General features: G+C 72.4%; 11 protein-coding genes. 7 read left to right on the forward strand and 4 right to left on the reverse strand.

Annotated features, from left to right (window positions below; translation table 11 throughout):
- Nucleotides 1-464: 464 nt before the first annotated feature.
- Entirely contained in the window at nt 465-914 is a 450-nt protein-coding gene (locus tag ACZ4VI_RS34395; RefSeq protein ID WP_468005793.1) for a PTS sugar transporter subunit IIA, read from the forward strand.
- 83 nt (nt 915-997) lie between these two features.
- Nucleotides 998-2,668 carry a phosphoenolpyruvate--protein phosphotransferase gene (gene ptsP / locus ACZ4VI_RS34400; protein WP_468005795.1) on the forward strand — a complete coding sequence of 557 codons (1,671 nt, stop codon included), beginning with the start codon at nt 998-1,000 and terminating at the stop codon, nt 2,666-2,668.
- A gap of 79 nt (nt 2,669-2,747) precedes the next feature.
- Here ptsP and ACZ4VI_RS34405 read toward each other — a convergent pair whose 3' ends face one another.
- Nucleotides 2,748-3,647 carry a hypothetical protein gene (locus tag ACZ4VI_RS34405; RefSeq protein WP_468005797.1) on the reverse strand — a complete coding sequence of 300 codons (900 nt, stop codon included), beginning with the start codon at nt 3,645-3,647 and terminating at the stop codon, nt 2,748-2,750.
- A 22-nt stretch (nt 3,648-3,669) separates the two neighbouring features.
- Nucleotides 3,670-4,953: an MFS transporter gene (locus tag ACZ4VI_RS34410; protein ID WP_468005799.1), complete on the reverse strand. Its 1,284-nt coding sequence runs from the start codon at nt 4,951-4,953 to the stop codon at nt 3,670-3,672.
- A gap of 47 nt (nt 4,954-5,000) precedes the next feature.
- Here ACZ4VI_RS34410 and ACZ4VI_RS34415 point away from each other — a divergent pair, with 47 nt between their 5' ends.
- Nucleotides 5,001-6,320 carry an aminotransferase class I/II-fold pyridoxal phosphate-dependent enzyme gene (locus ACZ4VI_RS34415; RefSeq protein ID WP_468005801.1) on the forward strand — a complete coding sequence of 440 codons (1,320 nt, stop codon included), beginning with the start codon at nt 5,001-5,003 and terminating at the stop codon, nt 6,318-6,320.
- Nucleotides 6,321-6,691: 371 nt separating this feature from the next.
- Here the strand turns inward: ACZ4VI_RS34415 and ACZ4VI_RS34420 are convergent, their stop codons facing one another.
- The gene (locus ACZ4VI_RS34420) at nt 6,692-8,662 is read right to left on the reverse strand and encodes an acetoacetate--CoA ligase (protein ID WP_468005803.1); all 1,971 of its coding nucleotides are present in this window, start codon (nt 8,660-8,662) and stop codon (nt 6,692-6,694) included.
- Between the two features lie 216 nt (nt 8,663-8,878).
- On the opposite strand from ACZ4VI_RS34420, the gene ACZ4VI_RS34425 reads away from it, so the two are divergent.
- Nucleotides 8,879-11,230, forward strand: a complete 2,352-nt coding sequence (locus ACZ4VI_RS34425; RefSeq protein WP_468005805.1) for a glycoside hydrolase family 31 protein — start codon at nt 8,879-8,881, stop codon at nt 11,228-11,230.
- Nucleotides 11,231-11,326: 96 nt separating this feature from the next.
- Here ACZ4VI_RS34425 and ACZ4VI_RS34430 read toward each other — a convergent pair whose 3' ends face one another.
- Nucleotides 11,327-11,827, reverse strand: coding sequence for an NUDIX domain-containing protein (locus ACZ4VI_RS34430; protein WP_468005807.1), 501 nt, complete (start codon nt 11,825-11,827; stop codon nt 11,327-11,329).
- A gap of 59 nt (nt 11,828-11,886) precedes the next feature.
- Here ACZ4VI_RS34430 and ACZ4VI_RS34435 point away from each other — a divergent pair, with 59 nt between their 5' ends.
- The 3 genes from ACZ4VI_RS34435 to ACZ4VI_RS34445 form a co-directional block, all read left to right on the forward strand.
- Complete coding sequence (locus tag ACZ4VI_RS34435) at nt 11,887-12,696, forward strand: M15 family metallopeptidase (protein WP_468005809.1); 810 nt, start codon at nt 11,887-11,889, stop codon at nt 12,694-12,696.
- 160 nt (nt 12,697-12,856) lie between these two features.
- Complete coding sequence (locus ACZ4VI_RS34440; RefSeq protein WP_468005810.1) at nt 12,857-13,339, forward strand: Zn-ribbon domain-containing OB-fold protein; 483 nt, start codon at nt 12,857-12,859, stop codon at nt 13,337-13,339.
- A partial coding sequence (locus tag ACZ4VI_RS34445; RefSeq protein ID WP_468005812.1) for a lipid-transfer protein occupies nt 13,336-14,595 on the forward strand: 1,260 nt, incomplete at its 3' end. The genes ACZ4VI_RS34440 and ACZ4VI_RS34445, both read left to right, overlap by 4 nt.

Below are 14,595 nucleotides of genomic sequence, written 5' to 3' on the forward strand. Positions count from 1 at the left end.
TCGTACTCACCCTCTCGGGCTTTCCTCCGGGCTTCCCTTCGGTCTTTCGTGTTTCCAGCTTAGCAGATCCGTTTTCCGTTTCTGCCACCCGCTGGAGCGGGCTTGCCGTTTCGGGAATTCGCTTTTCGCGCTTTCCCTTGCGGCGGGGTCAAACACTACCAGGCTTTTTCACTCTCCCCGACCACGGCCTTCGCAGGCACGCAGAGGTGTAGACCACTGGGGTTAGGATCTGGCTTGATAGGTGCTGCCGACCCACGACTCAAAGTCGCGTTGGGGTCAAGCAGGAGTACGACAGTACATCCGACCGTCAGACGAGGCAAATCGTTTCCGGCTAGTCCCTAGGTCCGCCAACTAGTACGTCTCGTGCGGAACCGGGACTACCCATGACATACGCTTCTGAACAGTACGCCGTCCAGGACAGGCAGTGACGGCGCCACACCATCTCCGCCCCTGGGAGGCTTCCCATGACAACCGTGACGTCGCCACTTGCTGGACGCGCCATCGGTCTCGCCGCTGTACCCGACCCGGTCTTCTCCGGCGCGATGGTCGGTCCCGGCACCGCCATCGATCCCGTACGTGAGCCGTCGGAGGCCGTGTCGCCGGTCGACGGCGTCATCGTCTCGCTGCACCCGCACGCGTTCGTCGTCGTCGACGGTGAGGGGCACGGCGTACTGACCCACCTCGGCATCGACACCGTTCAGCTCAACGGGCAGGGCTTCGAGCTGCTCGTGAACAAGGGCGACACCGTCACGCGGGGACAGGCCGTCGTGCGTTGGAACCCGGCCGAGGTCGAGGCCGCCGGCAAGTCCGCCATCTGCCCCGTCGTGGCCCTGGAGGCCACGGCCGACTCCCTCTCCAATGTCGTCGAGGACGGCGATGTGAAGGCCGACGACGAGCTCTTCAGCTGGCGCTGACGTCGGCGTCGTCTTCGTGACGACCGCTGGTACGACATTCATCGCGGCGGCCGGATGCCGCCGCTCTATCGGAGACGGGTGAGATGGAGACAACGCTGCGAGGCGTCGGCGTCAGCCACGGGGTGGCGATCGGCGAGGTCCGGCACATGGGTACGGCCGTTCTCGAGCCGCCGGCCAAGCAGATTCCCGCCGAGGAGGCGGAGCGCGAACAGGGGCGCGCCCGCCAGGCCGTGGAGGCTGTGGCTGCCGACCTGATTGCGCGCGGAAATCTGGCCGGCGGCGAGGCTCAGCACGTGCTGGAGGCCCAGGCGATGATCGCTCAGGACCCCGAGCTCATCGCTGATGTCGATCGCCGGATCGCGGTGGGCAGCACGGCCGAGCGCGGTATCTACGACGCGTTCTCCCACTACCGCGAGCTGCTCGCGGGCGCGGGTGAGTACATGGCCGGGCGCGTGGCCGACCTCGACGACGTGCGGAATCGTATCGTCGCGCGTCTGCTGGGTGTGCCGATGCCGGGTGTGCCGGACAGTGACGAGCCGTACGTGCTGATCGCGCGGGACCTCGCTCCCGCGGACACGGCGCTGCTGGACCCGGCGCTGGTGCTCGGTTTCGTGACCGAGGAGGGCGGGCCGACCAGCCACAGCGCGATTCTCGCGCGGGCGCTGGGTGTGCCGGCCGTGGTGGCGCTGCCGGGCGCGGGTGAGATCGGTGAGGGCACGGTCATCGCGGTGGACGGTTCCACCGGGGAGATCTTCGTGAACCCGACCGAGGAGCACAAGGCCCGGCTGGCGGCGGCCGCCGCCGCGCGGAAGGCCGCGCTGGCCGCGTCCAGTGGTCCGGGTGCGACGTCGGACGGGCACAAGGTTCCGCTGCTCGCCAACATCGGCGGTCCGGCGGATGTGCCGGCCGCGGTGGAGGCCGGCGCGGAGGGTGTCGGGCTGTTCCGTACGGAGTTCCTCTTCCTGGACGACAGCAAGAAGGCTCCGTCGGAGGAGAAGCAGGTCGAGGCGTACCGCAAGGTGCTGGAGGCCTTCCCCGAGGGTCGTGTGGTCGTGCGGGTGCTGGACGCCGGCGCGGACAAGCCGCTCGACTTCCTGACTCCGGTGGACGAGCCGAACCCGGCGCTGGGTGTGCGGGGTCTGCGTTCGCTGCTCGATCACCCGGAGGTGCTGCGGACGCAGCTGACCGCGCTGGCGAAGGCCGTCGAGGGCGTGCCGGTGTACCTGGAAGTCATGGCCCCGATGGTTGCCGACCGTACGGATGCGAGGGCGTTCGCCGACGCCTGCCGTGCGGCGGGGCTGCAGGCCAAGTTCGGTGCCATGGTGGAGATTCCCTCCGCCGCTCTGCGGGCTCGTTCGATCCTGCAGGAGGTGGAGTTCCTGTCGCTGGGCACCAACGACCTGGCGCAGTACACCTTCGCCGCCGACCGTCAGGTCGGTGCGGTGTCGCGGCTGCAGGATCCGTGGCAGCCGGCGCTGCTCGACCTGGTGGCGCTGTCCGCCGAGGCGGCCAAGGCCGAGGGCAAGAGCTGTGGTGTCTGTGGTGAGGCCGCTTCGGATCCGCTGCTGGCCTGTGTGCTGACGGGTCTGGGTGTCACCTCTCTGTCGATGGGTGCCGCGTCCATTCCTTATGTACGGGCGGCGCTGGCGAGGTACACGCTGGCGCAGTGCGAGCGGGCCGCGGCCGCGGCCCGGGCTGCCGACACGGCCGAGGAGGCCCGCGTGGCCGCGCAGGCGGTGCTGTCCGGGGAGTGATCCCCGTTCGTTCGTAGGGTTCGTTCGTAGGTACTGAAGGGGCTTCCCGTCACGGATGTGGCGGGGAGCCCCTTCGGCGTCAGTGGTGGGTGGGCCAGTCGTCCTCGTCGGGGGTGAGGGCGAAGCCGGCCCGGTAGTCGACGCCCGGCTCCGGGGCGACCGGTTCTCCGGTGTGGGCGTCGGTGCAGTAGGCGCTGAAGACTTCGGCTTCGGTGAGGGGGTTCAGGGTGCCCCCGGTGAGGCGCCAGCCGTGGAGGCGGTCGCGGCTTCCGGGGCTCTGGGTGCGCAGGACCACTCCCCCGGGGCTGTCGAGGGCGACGCCGACGGCGAGGACGGTGGCGAATTCGGCTCCTTCGACGCTGTCGAGGTGGGCGGGCCCGCCCTCGTCGCAGGTCGCGTGGAGTACGGCGAGGAGGTGTTCGTCGTCGGCCGGGACGCTGCAGACGAGGTGGTGGGTGCCGGGGCCCGCGGCTTCGAGGAGTCGCATGAGCAGGCGTGAGGCACGTTCGAAGGCCGCTCGGCCGATGTCCTGTCCGCAGGTGGCGCAGTCTCCGGTGTCGGCGAGGAGCGTCGTGGCGTACTCCCAGGTGGCGCGGCGGGCGGCGGTGTCGATGAGGGTGGGGACGAGGGTGGTCATGGGTTGCCCGGTGTACGGGACGAGGGCGCCGGTGGCGGCCAGTTCGGCGGTGTAGCGGCTGCGGCTGGCGGGGCGGTCGGGGTCGATGCCGGTGTCCTCGCAGTACTGCGCGTACTCCTCGGGGTCGAAGAGGGCGACCGTGGTGTGCCCGCCCCGGGTGGCGAGGGCCTTGAGGAGTCCCTCGACCTGGCGGAGGTAGGCCGGGTGGTCGTCGAAGGCGAAGGTGGCGTACCGGCGCATGGCGGTGAAGTCGTCCTCGTCGGCGAGGAGGCCGACGGTGCTGGGGACTTCGCGGCGCAGGGCGCGGCGCATGGATGTGGTGGTGGTGCCGGTCTTGCTCATGTCTCCCCCTGAGCGCTGTCTATCAATGCTCACTCACCGTAACCTCCGGCACTGACAGTGACGGTTTGGTGATCCGGTCGCGGATCAGGCGGTGCTGTGCCGCGCTCGCGGCGACGAGGCCGAGGCCGAGGAGGGGCCAGGCGAGGGCGCCTGCGGACATGACTCCGGTGACGAGGAGGGGTCCGGCGAATCGCTGGGTGGAATGGGCGAGGCCGTGGACGCCGAGGTAGGCGCCCTGGGCCTCGGCGGGGGCGAGGGCGACGGAGAGTTCCCAGGAGGCGGTCGCGTGGATGATCTCGGCGAAGGTGAGGGCGATGACCGCGGCGACAAGGGCGGTGATGGCGAGGGCTCGTCCGCCGGCAGCGGAGGCGGCCAGGGCGAGGGTGCCGAGCACGAGGAGGCCGGCGAGCGGGACGAGGAGGCGCCGTGCGGCCCTCGTGGTGGCGCCGAACCGGGCGAGCGGGACCTGGAAGAGGACGACGAGGACGGTGTTGAGCACCAGGAGCAGCGGGGCGAGCCCGACGGGTGCGGCCGTGGCGTGGACGATCCAGAGGGGGATGGCGACCTGGAGGATCGTGTCGTCGAGGAAGAGGGCGGCGTCGGTGGCCGTGTAGGCGAGGAAGGTGCGGTCGCGCCAGGGGCCGGCCGGGGTGGCGGGTGCTCGGTCTCCGGGGGTGTCGGAGGTGGCGGCGACGCGGGCGGGGGCGGGGGGTTCGGCGCAGCGGAGGGTGAGGACGGCGATGACGAGGTAGGTGAGGACGTTGCCGACGAGGAGCAGTCCGTAGGCGCGGGTGCTGCCGGTGGCGAGGGCGGCTGCGGCGCCGAGGCCGCCGATGGACCAGCCGATGTTGACGGTGGTGCGCTGGATGGCCTGGTAGCGGACGCGCTCGGGGCCGGCGAGGCGGGCCGCGTAGAGCTTGATGAGGACACTGCCGGCGCGGTCGGGGAGGGCGCCGAGGGCGGAGTAGAGCGTGAGCAGGATCAGGTTGTCGGTGGTGAGGAGGGCCAGGAGGGCGCCGCCGCGCATGAGTTGGGCGGCGACGATGAGGCGGACGAGGGGGAAGCGGTCGGCGAGGCGGCCGGCGAGTGGGGCTCCGGCGATGCCGACTCCGCCGGAGACGGTCATGAGGAGGCCGACCTGTCCGAGGCCGAGGCCGGAGACGTAGGTGAAGTAGAGGACGGTGCAGCCGGCCCAGAGGCCGGTGCCGGTCTTGTCGATGATGCTGACGAGGAGCATGCGGCGGCCGTCGCGGCCTCCGGGGATGCGGTTGAGGACGGTGCTGTACCTCGGAGTCCTGCGGCTCACTCGGTTCCCCCTTGACCTGAGTTTTGTATTGATACATAGTTCTGTACGTGGCAACACAATATTCTGTTCAGGGGACGTCGGCCAAGGGGATTGCCGCGTCCGTCGAGCGCGGTGTGACGGAAGGCGAGCTCGCACCGGGCGACGCGCTGCCTCCGGTGCGACGTCTCGCGGACGAGCTGGGTGTCAGCCCTGGCACGGTCGCGACGGCGTACAAGGAGCTACGGCAGCGGGGCCTGGTGGTCACGCGCGGGCGGGGCGGCACGGTGGTCGCGGAGGTGCCTTCGGTGGCCTCGCGGCGCCCCCCGCGCATACCGCCGGGCTTGGTGGACCTGGCCAGTGGCCTTCCCGACCCGGCCTTCCTGCCGGTGCTGCGGCCGCCGGCCGAGGTACGCCCCGTCTACGGGTCGCACCGCGCCGCGCCCCGCCTCGCGGCGCTGGAGGAGCTGACCCGCGCCTGGTTCGCCCGTGACGGCGTGCCGGCGGAGCGGGTGACCTTCGCGCACGGGGCGCTCGACTGCATCGCCCGGCTGCTCTCCGTCGAACTGCGGCCGGGTGACGCGGTGGCCGTGGAGGATCCCGGTTTCCACCATCTCCTGGATCTGGTGCCGGCCTTGGGGCTGCGGATGGTCCCCGTGGCCGTTGACGGTGAAGGGATGACGCCGGACGCGCTGCGGGCGGCGCTGCGGGCCGGGGTGCGGGCGGTGGTCTGCAGTCCGCGGGCCCAGTGCCCCACCGGGGCGTTCTTCTCGCCGGCGCGGCGGGATGAACTGGCCGCGATGCTGCGGGAGTTCCCCGAGGTGCTGGTCGTCGAGGACGACTACCTCGCGGAGCCGGCGGGACCGGAGGCGCCCACGCTGGCGGCGGCCGGGCTGGAGAGATGGGCGCAGGTGCGGACGGTCTCGAAGCGTCTGGGGGTCGACCTGCGGTGGGCCGGGGTATGCGGTGATCCGGTGACGCTCGCGCGGCACGACGGGCGGATGCTGATGACGTCGGGCTGGGTCAGCCACGTTCTTCAGGAGACGGTCGTCGGGCTGCTCTCCGACCCGGCGGTCGCGCGGCTGGTGGCGGCCGGGGAGGCCGCGTACACGGAGCGGCGGGAGGCGCTGATCGGGGCGCTCGGCTCGTACGGCATCCGGGCGGTCGGGGCGAGTGGGCTGAACGTGTGGGTGCCGGTGCGGGACGAGTCGGCGGTGGTGAACGGGCTGCGGACGCGGGGGTGGTGGGTGGCCGCGGGCGCCCGCTTCCGGATCGCGGCGCCGACGGCGGTGCGGATCACGACGGCGACGCTTGGGGTGCGGGCGGGGGGCCGGTTGGCGGGGGACTTCGCGGAGGTGCTGGGGGAAGGGGAGGCGACGTATGGGGGGTGACTGCGCCGCGCCGCGACGTACCGGGGTCCGGCTCCCCCACCGCTCCCCCCGGCGCGCCGGGGGAAGGGAGCTCCCCCACCCCACCCCTTCCCGAAACTCTGACGAGACCGGGGGCTGCGCCCCCGAACCCCCGCGGCGCGGCAGCTTCGCGCCGCGGGGGTGGGCGGGCCGGGGGCCGCTGGGGGCGGGCGCCGGGCGCGCGTCGGCCCCCGGGCTACGGGGCACGCTTGGCCCCGGGCTGCGGGCGAGGGCCGGGCATCGCACCGGCCCCCGGACTACACGGCATGCGTGGGGCATCGCTCCGGGCTGCGGGCCGACGCCCCCCGGACTACGGGACACGCCCCTGGCATCGGCCCGAGTGGTGGACCGTGTTACTTGGTGCGGGTGCGGGCTAGGTCCTCGTAGAAGTGGAGCAGGTCGAGGTTGTCGACCGAGCCTGGGTTGACGGCCTTGGACAGGGGGGTGCCCTGGAGGAGGCGTTTGACGGGGACTTCGATGCGCTTGCCTGTGAGGGTGTGGGGGACGCCGGGGACCTCGATGATCTCGTCGGGGACGTGGCGCGGGGAGAGTTCGGTGCGGATCGTCTGCTTGATGCGGGCGATCAGCGCCTCGTCCAGGGTCGCGCCCTCCGCGAGGTGGACGAAGAGCGGCATCCAGTAGCCGCCGTCGGGCTCTTCGAGGCCGATGACCAGGGACTCGCGGATCTCCGGGAGGCGTTCGACGGCCTCGTAGATGTCCGCGCTGCCCATCCGTACGCCCTGCCGGTTCAGGGTGGAGTCCGAGCGGCCGTGGATGACGACGGAGCCGTGGTCCGTGATCGTGATCCAGTCGCCGTGGCGCCAGACGCCCGGGAACATCTCGAAGTAGCTGTCGTGGTAGCGGCTGCCGTCCGGGTCGTTCCAGAAGTGGATCGGCATGGACGGCATGGGGTTGGTGACGACCAGTTCGCCCACCTCGCCGATGAGGGGCTTGCCCTGCGGGTCCCAGGCCTGGAGGTCGGTACCGAGGCACGGCGCCTGGAGTTCGCCGATGTGGACGGGCAGGGTCGGGACCGCTCCCGCGAAGCAGGAGCAGACGTCCGTGCCGCCGCTGACCGAGGCGATCCAGAGGTCCTCGCGGACCTCGTCGTGCAGCCAGCGGAAACCGTCGGGCGGGAGCGGAGAGCCGGTGGTCGCGACGCACTTGACCGCCGAGAGATCGAAGTCCCGGCCCGGGTGGACGTCCGCCTTGGCGCAGGCCATGACGTACGCGGCGGAGGTGCCGTACAGCGTGGCCCGGGTCCGTTCGGCGACGCGCCATTGGGCGGCGGTGTCGGGGTAGCCGGGGCTGCCGTCGTAGATGACGACCGTGGTGCCGGTGAGCAGGCCGGAGACGAGGAAGTTCCACATCATCCAGCCGGTGGAGGTGTACCAGAAGAACACGTCCTCGGGGCCCAGGTCGCAGTGCAGGCCGAGCTGCTTCAGGTGCTCGATCAGGATGCCGCCCTGGGACTGGACGATCGCCTTGGGCAGGCCCGTCGTGCCGGAGGAGTACAGCACCCAGAGGGGGTGGGAGAACTCCACCTGTTCGAAGACCGGTTCCACGTCGGCCGACGTGAGGTCCGCCCAGGCCAGCGCGCCCTCGGGGGGCTCGGTGCCGAGGAGGGGGATGTGGACCACGGCGCGCAGGGTGGGGAGTTCGGCGCGCAGCTCGGCGACGGTGTCGCGGCGGTCGTGCTCCTTGCCGCCGTAGCGGTAGCCGTCCACGGTGAACAGGACGACCGGCTCGACCTGCTGGAAGCGGTCCAGGACGCTGCGGGCGCCGAAGTCGGGGGCGCAGGAGGTCCATACGGCGCCGACGGCCGCCGTGGCCAGGAGGGCGGTGACCGCCTCGGGGATGTTGGGGAGATACCCGCTGACGCGGTCGCCGGGGCGTACCCCCAGGGCACGGAGTTCGGCGGCGAGGGAGCCGACCTGGCGGCGGAGCTCGGCCCAGGTGACCGGGCGCGGCTCATGTGTCTCGTCCACATGGAGCAGGGCCGGCTCGTGGGGGCGCTCGGCGGCGGCGCGCAGGGCGTGCTCGGCGTAGTTGAGGGTGGCTCCCGGGAACCACTGGGCGCCCGGCATGGAGCGGTCGCCGAGGACACGCTCGTACGGAGTGGCGAAGCGGATGTCGAACCACTCGGCGACGGCCTGCCAGAACGACTCCAGCTCGTCGACCGACCAGCGGTGCAGGGCCGGGTATCCGCCCTCGGACGGGGCCCCGTGGTGCTGGGCGGCCCAGGCCTGGAAGCGGGCGACCGCGGCGGCGGCGATGCGTTCCTCGTCCGGCTGCCAGAGCGGTTCGGTGTGCGCTGATGTCATGGGGCGGTTCTCCCTGGGCGTACGCGGGTCTGCGTGTGTCGCGCGCACGTGCTGGGGTGTGCGCGTGACGCGGCTGACAGGGACGATGCCATGGGAGCGGCTTTCGCACCAGGGTTCCCCGCCCATGGTGGGAGGCCTGAATATGTGCTCCCACCACGGGTGAACGGCAGTTGAACGAACCACGCGCGGGCCCTGGCGAATGGCAGGGTGAGCTGCATGGACGGTCGTGAGCTGGTGCGTTCGGTGAGGGTGTTCGGATCGGTGCAGGGGTTGCGGGCAGTGCGTTCGGCGTGGCGGCAGCGTCGTACGGATGCGTGGGGGTTGCCGCCGCGGGGAACGGAGCGGGCGCGGGTGCCCGGGCCGGTGGGCGAGGCGGAGCCGCTGCCCGGTGGTGGGATCGTCCGGTTCGCCCGATCCGAGCTGCGGATCAGCGTGTCGGCCGGGGGCACGGTGTTCTGGGGCTGGGACGGGGCCGAGCCGCTTCCGTCGTACGCACTGGCCGGCGACGCGCCCGAGCCTGACCCCCGGGCCCGACTGGAGCCGGACACCGACGGCGGCTGGCGGGTGGTCTCGGAGCGGGTGACGGTCGCGGTGTCCCGGCACGGGGCGGTGGAGATCCGCACGCCCGGCGGTGTGGTGCTGCGCCGGGAGCTGCCGCCGCGCTGGTGGGAGCCGGTCGCCGGCGGTCCCGCGCGGTGGGTGCAGCGCAGCGAGGTGCCCGCGGACGCGCGGTTCTTCGGGCTCGGCGGGCGGGCCTCGGGGCCGCGCCTGCGGAACGGTACGTACCGGCTGTGGAACACCGACCCGGGGAGCTTCTCCCCCGGCGAGGATCCGCTGTACATCACGATGCCGGTGCAGTTCGTCGTCGCGGACGCGGGCACGCATCTGGCGTTCCACGACAACTCCTGGGAAGGCCGGGTCACCCTCACCGAAGGTGAGGAGGGGGCCGGGTCCGGGCACGACCGGCCGGGGACCAGCGAGGTCAGGATGGGCGGCGGGCCGCTGCGCTGCTGGGTGGTGGTCGGCACCCCCGCGCGCGTGCTTCACGGCTGGGCGGCGCTCACGGGGGCGCCGGCGCTGCCGCCGTCCTGGGCGCTGGGTCCGCAGCACGCGCGGTGGGGGTTCGGCAGCGAGCAGGAGGTGCGGCGGGTGGTGCGCGGGTACCGCGAACGGGGCCTGCCCCTGTCCGTGCTCCACCTGGACATCGACCACTTCGACGCGCACCAGGTGTTCACGGTGGACCGCGAGCGGTTCCCCGACCTGCCGGGGCTCGCGGGCGAGCTGCGCGAGCAGGGCGTACGGCTGGTGTCGATCGTCGACCCCGCGGTGAAGGCGGAGCCGGGGAACGCCGTGTACGACAGCGGGACGGCGGCCGGCGCCTTCGTCCGCGACGGGCGGGGCAACGAGGTCCACGGGGTGGTCTGGCCGGGCGAGTGCGCCTATCCGGACTTCACGGACGCGGCGGTACGGGAGTGGTGGGGCGGCCTGTACGAGGAGCGGCTCGCGCAGGGCTTCTCCGGGGTCTGGCACGACATGAACGAGCCGGTTTCCTTCTCCCCCTTCGGGGACCGGACGCTGCCCCGCTCGGCCCGGCACGCCTTGGAGGGGAGCGGGGGCGACCACCGCGAGGCGCACAACGTGTACGGGCTGGCGATGGCGAGGGCCGGCTACGAAGGGCTGCGCCGGCTGCGGCCGGACGAACGGCCGTTTCTCTTCTCGCGCTCGGGGTGGGCGGGCATGCAGCGGTACGGCGGGACCTGGTCGGGCGATGTGTCGACCGGGTGGCCGGGGCTGCGGGCCTCCCTGTCGCTGGTTCTGGGGCTCGGCCTGTGCGGGGTGCCGTACTCGGGGCCCGACGTGGGCGGTTTCGACGGGAGCCCCTCGCCGGAGCTGTTCCTGCGCTGGTTCCAGCTCGGGGCGTGGATGCCGCTGTTCCGTACACACGCGGCGATCGACACCGGGCGGCGCGAGCCGTGGGAGTTCGGTCCCGAGGTCCTGGAGCACGCGCGCGTGGCGCTCGCGGAACGGGAGCGCATGCGGCCGTACTTCGTCACCCTCTCGCAGCTCGCGCGGCTGACCGGGGCGCCTTACATCCGGCCCGTGTGGTGGGGTGCGCCGGAGGACAGGGCGCTGCGGGACTGCGAGGACGCCTTCCTGGTGGGCGACGCCCTGCTTGTGGCGCCGGTGCTCGCGCGGGGCGCCGACCGGCGGGCGGTGCGGCTGCCGCGCGGGCGCTGGTACGACACGGCGACGGGCCAGGCGTACGACGGGCCGGGGCAGGTCCTGCTCGACGCGCCCCTGTCCCGTATCCCGGTGCTCGCGCGGGCGGGGGCTGTCGTTCCGGTCAGGGGCGAGGACGGGGGCCTTGAGCTGGAGGTGTGGGCTCCTGCGGCCGGGCGGACCGGCGGCGGGCTCGTCGTACGGGACACCGGTGACGGGTGGGAGTCGGCCGAGATCGAGCGGTACGCGTCGCGGCTCGTGGACGGCCGGGTGGTGGTGGAGCGCGTGACGGACGAGGGCACGGTCGAGGCGGGGCTCCCGGTGCGGGTGCGGGGGGTGAAGGGGTAGCCGCCGCGGACGGGCCGGTCCGGGGCTTGGGCGTTGGATGTTGGATGTTGGATGTTGGATCCAACATCCGTGATCCGTGATCCACGAGCCGTCCCCTCAGGCGTACCTCCCCGCGAACCAGCGTCGTACCGCCTCCGTGTGCAGGGGGAAGGCCAGTTCCGCAGGCTCGTGGAGCACGTGCCAGCCGGTGGTCTCGTCCGTCGGTTCCGAGCGCGGAAGTTCGGTGGCCGGGCGGGGTGGGAGGAGGCCGAAGAGGAGCAGGTGTCCGCTCGGGGAGCTGAGCGCGTCGGCGATCCGCACGTCCTGCGCCGCCGCCTCGATCCCGGTCTCCTCCCGCAGTTCGCGGACGACGGCGTCGCGCCAGTCCTCCGTCTGGTCGATGAATCCTCCGGGGAGGGCGACTCCGCCCCGGGCGGGTTCGATCGTGCGGGTGATGACGACAAGTCCGGTTCCCCGTACGTCGGTTACGGGGAGCAGGGCGATGGCGACGGGCAGCGGGTTGCGGTAGGCGACCGAGCCGCAGGCGGCGCAGGTGCGGGGCCAGTCGGCGGGCTCGGCGTAACGGGTGCCGCAGCTGGAGCAGTAGGAGTCCTTCACGGCAGGACCGTATGCGATCACCCTTTCCCGCGCCCCCCCGGAACTGATAGACGGTGCACATGACAGGACTTGCTTCCGTTTTCCGCACCCTTGGCGTGCTGGCGAGCGCCGGGCTGCTGGCCGCCACCGCCGCCGTACCGTCCGCGCAGGCCAATCCGGAGCCAAAGGCGCCGAAGGAGTTCGTGGCGCTGAGTTCGGTGGACCGGACGATCATTCAGGAGATGCGCTACACCACGGAGCACAACTTCGTGGGCGAGGCGGTCGACGGCTACCGGCAGCCGCTGTGCATCCTGACCCGGCCCGCCGCCGAGGCGCTGCACCGCGCGCAGGTGAGACTCCGCGCGCAGGGCTACTCGCTGAAGGTCTACGACTGCTACCGGCCGCAGCGCGCCGTCGACCACTTCGTGCGGTGGGCGAAGGATCTGGGCGACGAGCGGATGAAGAAGGAGTTCTATCCCCTGGTCGACAAGTCGAGGCTGTTCGCGGACGGTTACATCGCGGAGAAGTCCGGACACAGCCGCGGCTCGACGGTCGATCTGACCATCGTGCGACTGCCCGCCGCGCCCACTCGCCCGTACGTGCCGGGTGAGGAGCTGGTGGAGTGCTACGCGCCGCAGGCCGAGCGCTTCCCCGACAACTCCGTCGACATGGGTACGGGCTTCGACTGCTTCGACACGCTCTCGCACACCGACGACCCGCGCATCCAGGGCGCCCAGCGGGCCAACCGGCAGCTCCTGAAGAGGACACTGGCCGCCCAGGGCTTTGTGAATCTGCCCGAGGAGTGGTGGCACTTCACGTTCAAGCCGGAGCCGTTCCCGAGCACCTTCTTCGACTTCCCGGTGGCGCGGCGGTCGGTGGCGGGGCACTGACGGCACTGCCCTCGGCATGTGCGACGGGCGGCCGGGACCACCCCCGTGGGTCCCGGCCGCCCGCCACGTACGTAAGGACGCCGTAAGGGTCCGTACGGTTCTCAGCGCGCGGCATCCGTGCCAGACTTCTGACGCATCGTCAGATCAGGGGAGGGCTGTCGTGGCACGGACGCGCAAACCGGTGGTGGACAGGTGGTTCACCGAGGACGACACGGGGGCGGAGTTTCGGCTCCTCGGCACGCGCTGCACGGCGTGCGCCTCGGTCTTCTTCCCCCGCGAGGACTCCTGGTGCCGTAATCCCGGGTGCCCGGGCGGCGGCGGACTCGTCGAGACCCCGCTCTCCCCCCGGGGCCGCGTCTGGTCGTTCACCGACGGCCGCTACCGCCCGCCCGCGCCCTACGTCTCCGACCCGGACGCGCCCTGGGAGCCGTACACCCTGATCGCGGTCGAGCTGGCGGCCGAGGCGATGGTGGTGCTCGGCCAGGCGGCGCCGGGGGTGCGGATTGCGGACCTCGCCGTCGGCATGGAGGTCGAGGTGGTGCCGGGCGTCCTCAACGAGGACGAGGAGCACATCTGGACCACCTGGCACTGGCGGCCGGTGGTGCACGCGCGCGTGGCCGAGGAGACGGAGGGGCGGTCATGAACGACATCGCCGTGCTGGGCGCCGGAATGCACCCGTGGGGCAAGTGGGGCCGCAGCTTCGTCGAGTACGGTACGGCGGCGGCACGGGCGGCACTCGCGGACGCGGGTCTCGGCTGGCAGGACGTCGGTTCCGTGGTCGGTGCGGACACGATGCGGTGCGGGTACCCGGGTTACGTGGCGGGCGCGACGTTCGCCCAGGCGCTGGGCTGGCAGGGGGCGCGCGTCACCAGCGTGTACGCGGCCTGTGCCTCCGGCGCGCAGGCCGTCGGCACCGCGCGGGCGCAGATCCTCGCCGGCCTGGCGGACGTGGTGCTCGTCGTCGGCGCGGACTCGGCGCCCAAGGGTTTCTTCGCCCCGGCGGGCGGGGAGCGGCCCGACGACCCCGACTGGCTGCGCTTCCGGGTCCTCGGGGCGACCAACCCCGCGTACTTCGCGCTCTACGCCCGCCGCCGGATGGCGCTGTACGGGGACACAGTGGACGACTTCGCCCAGGTCAAGGTGAAGAACGCGGCGGCCGGAGCCCTCAATCCGCTGGCGCGCTACCGCAAGACGGTCAGCGCGGAGGAGGTCTCCGCCTCGGCCGTGGTCGCCGATCCACTGCGGCTGCTGGACATCTGCGCGACCTCGGACGGGGGCGCGGCGCTGGTGCTGTCCAGCATGGAGTTCGCGCGCCGGCACGGGCACCCGGACCCCGTCCGTATCCGGGCCGTCTCCACCGTCACCCCGACGTACCCGAAGGCGGTCCTCGACCTGCCCGACATCGCGACCGACTCAGCGGTCGCCGTCTCCCCCGCGCCCCACACCTTCCGCGCGTCGATCGCGCGCGCCGCGTACGAGGAGGCGGGTCTCGGGCCCGAGGACCTGTCGCTCGCGGAGGTGTACGACCTGTCCACGGCGCTGGAGCTGGAGTGGTACGAGGACATCGGCCTGTGTGGAGCCGGTGAAGGCGCGAAGTTGGTACGGGACAGGGTCACGGCGCTCGGCGGACGCGTACCGGTCAACACCAGCGGCGGTCTGGGCTCGTTCGGCGAGGCCGTGCCCGCCCAGGCCATCGCGCAGGTCTGCGAGCTCACCTGGCAGCTACGGGGCACGGCGGGAGCCCGGCAGGTGCCGGGCGCGCGGACCGGGATCACGGCGAACCAGGGGCTGTTCGGGCACGGTTCGGCGGTGGGGGGGGGGGGGGGGGGGGGGGGGGGGGGGGGGGGGGGGGGGGGGGGGGGGGGGGGGGGGGGGGGGGGGGGGGGGGGGGGGGGGGGG

The sequence above is a fragment of the Streptomyces sp. NPDC029169 genome (genome assembly GCF_055563935.1).

What these genes read in the sequence shown, in the direction of transcription:
- ACZ4VI_RS34405 (WP_468005797.1), bottom strand. Translation starts at nt 3,647, where the DNA reads ATGAGCAAGACCGGCACCACCACCACATCCATGCGCCGCGCCCTGCGC.
- ACZ4VI_RS34420 (WP_468005803.1), bottom strand. Translation starts at nt 8,662, where the DNA reads ATGACATCAGCGCACACCGAACCGCTCTGGCAGCCGGACGAGGAACGC.
- ptsP (WP_468005795.1), top strand. Translation starts at nt 998, where the DNA reads ATGGAGACAACGCTGCGAGGCGTCGGCGTCAGCCACGGGGTGGCGATC.
- ACZ4VI_RS34435 (WP_468005809.1), top strand. Translation starts at nt 11,887, where the DNA reads ATGACAGGACTTGCTTCCGTTTTCCGCACCCTTGGCGTGCTGGCGAGC.
- ACZ4VI_RS34425 (WP_468005805.1), top strand. Translation starts at nt 8,879, where the DNA reads ATGGACGGTCGTGAGCTGGTGCGTTCGGTGAGGGTGTTCGGATCGGTG.
- ACZ4VI_RS34395 (WP_468005793.1), top strand. Translation starts at nt 465, where the DNA reads ATGACAACCGTGACGTCGCCACTTGCTGGACGCGCCATCGGTCTCGCC.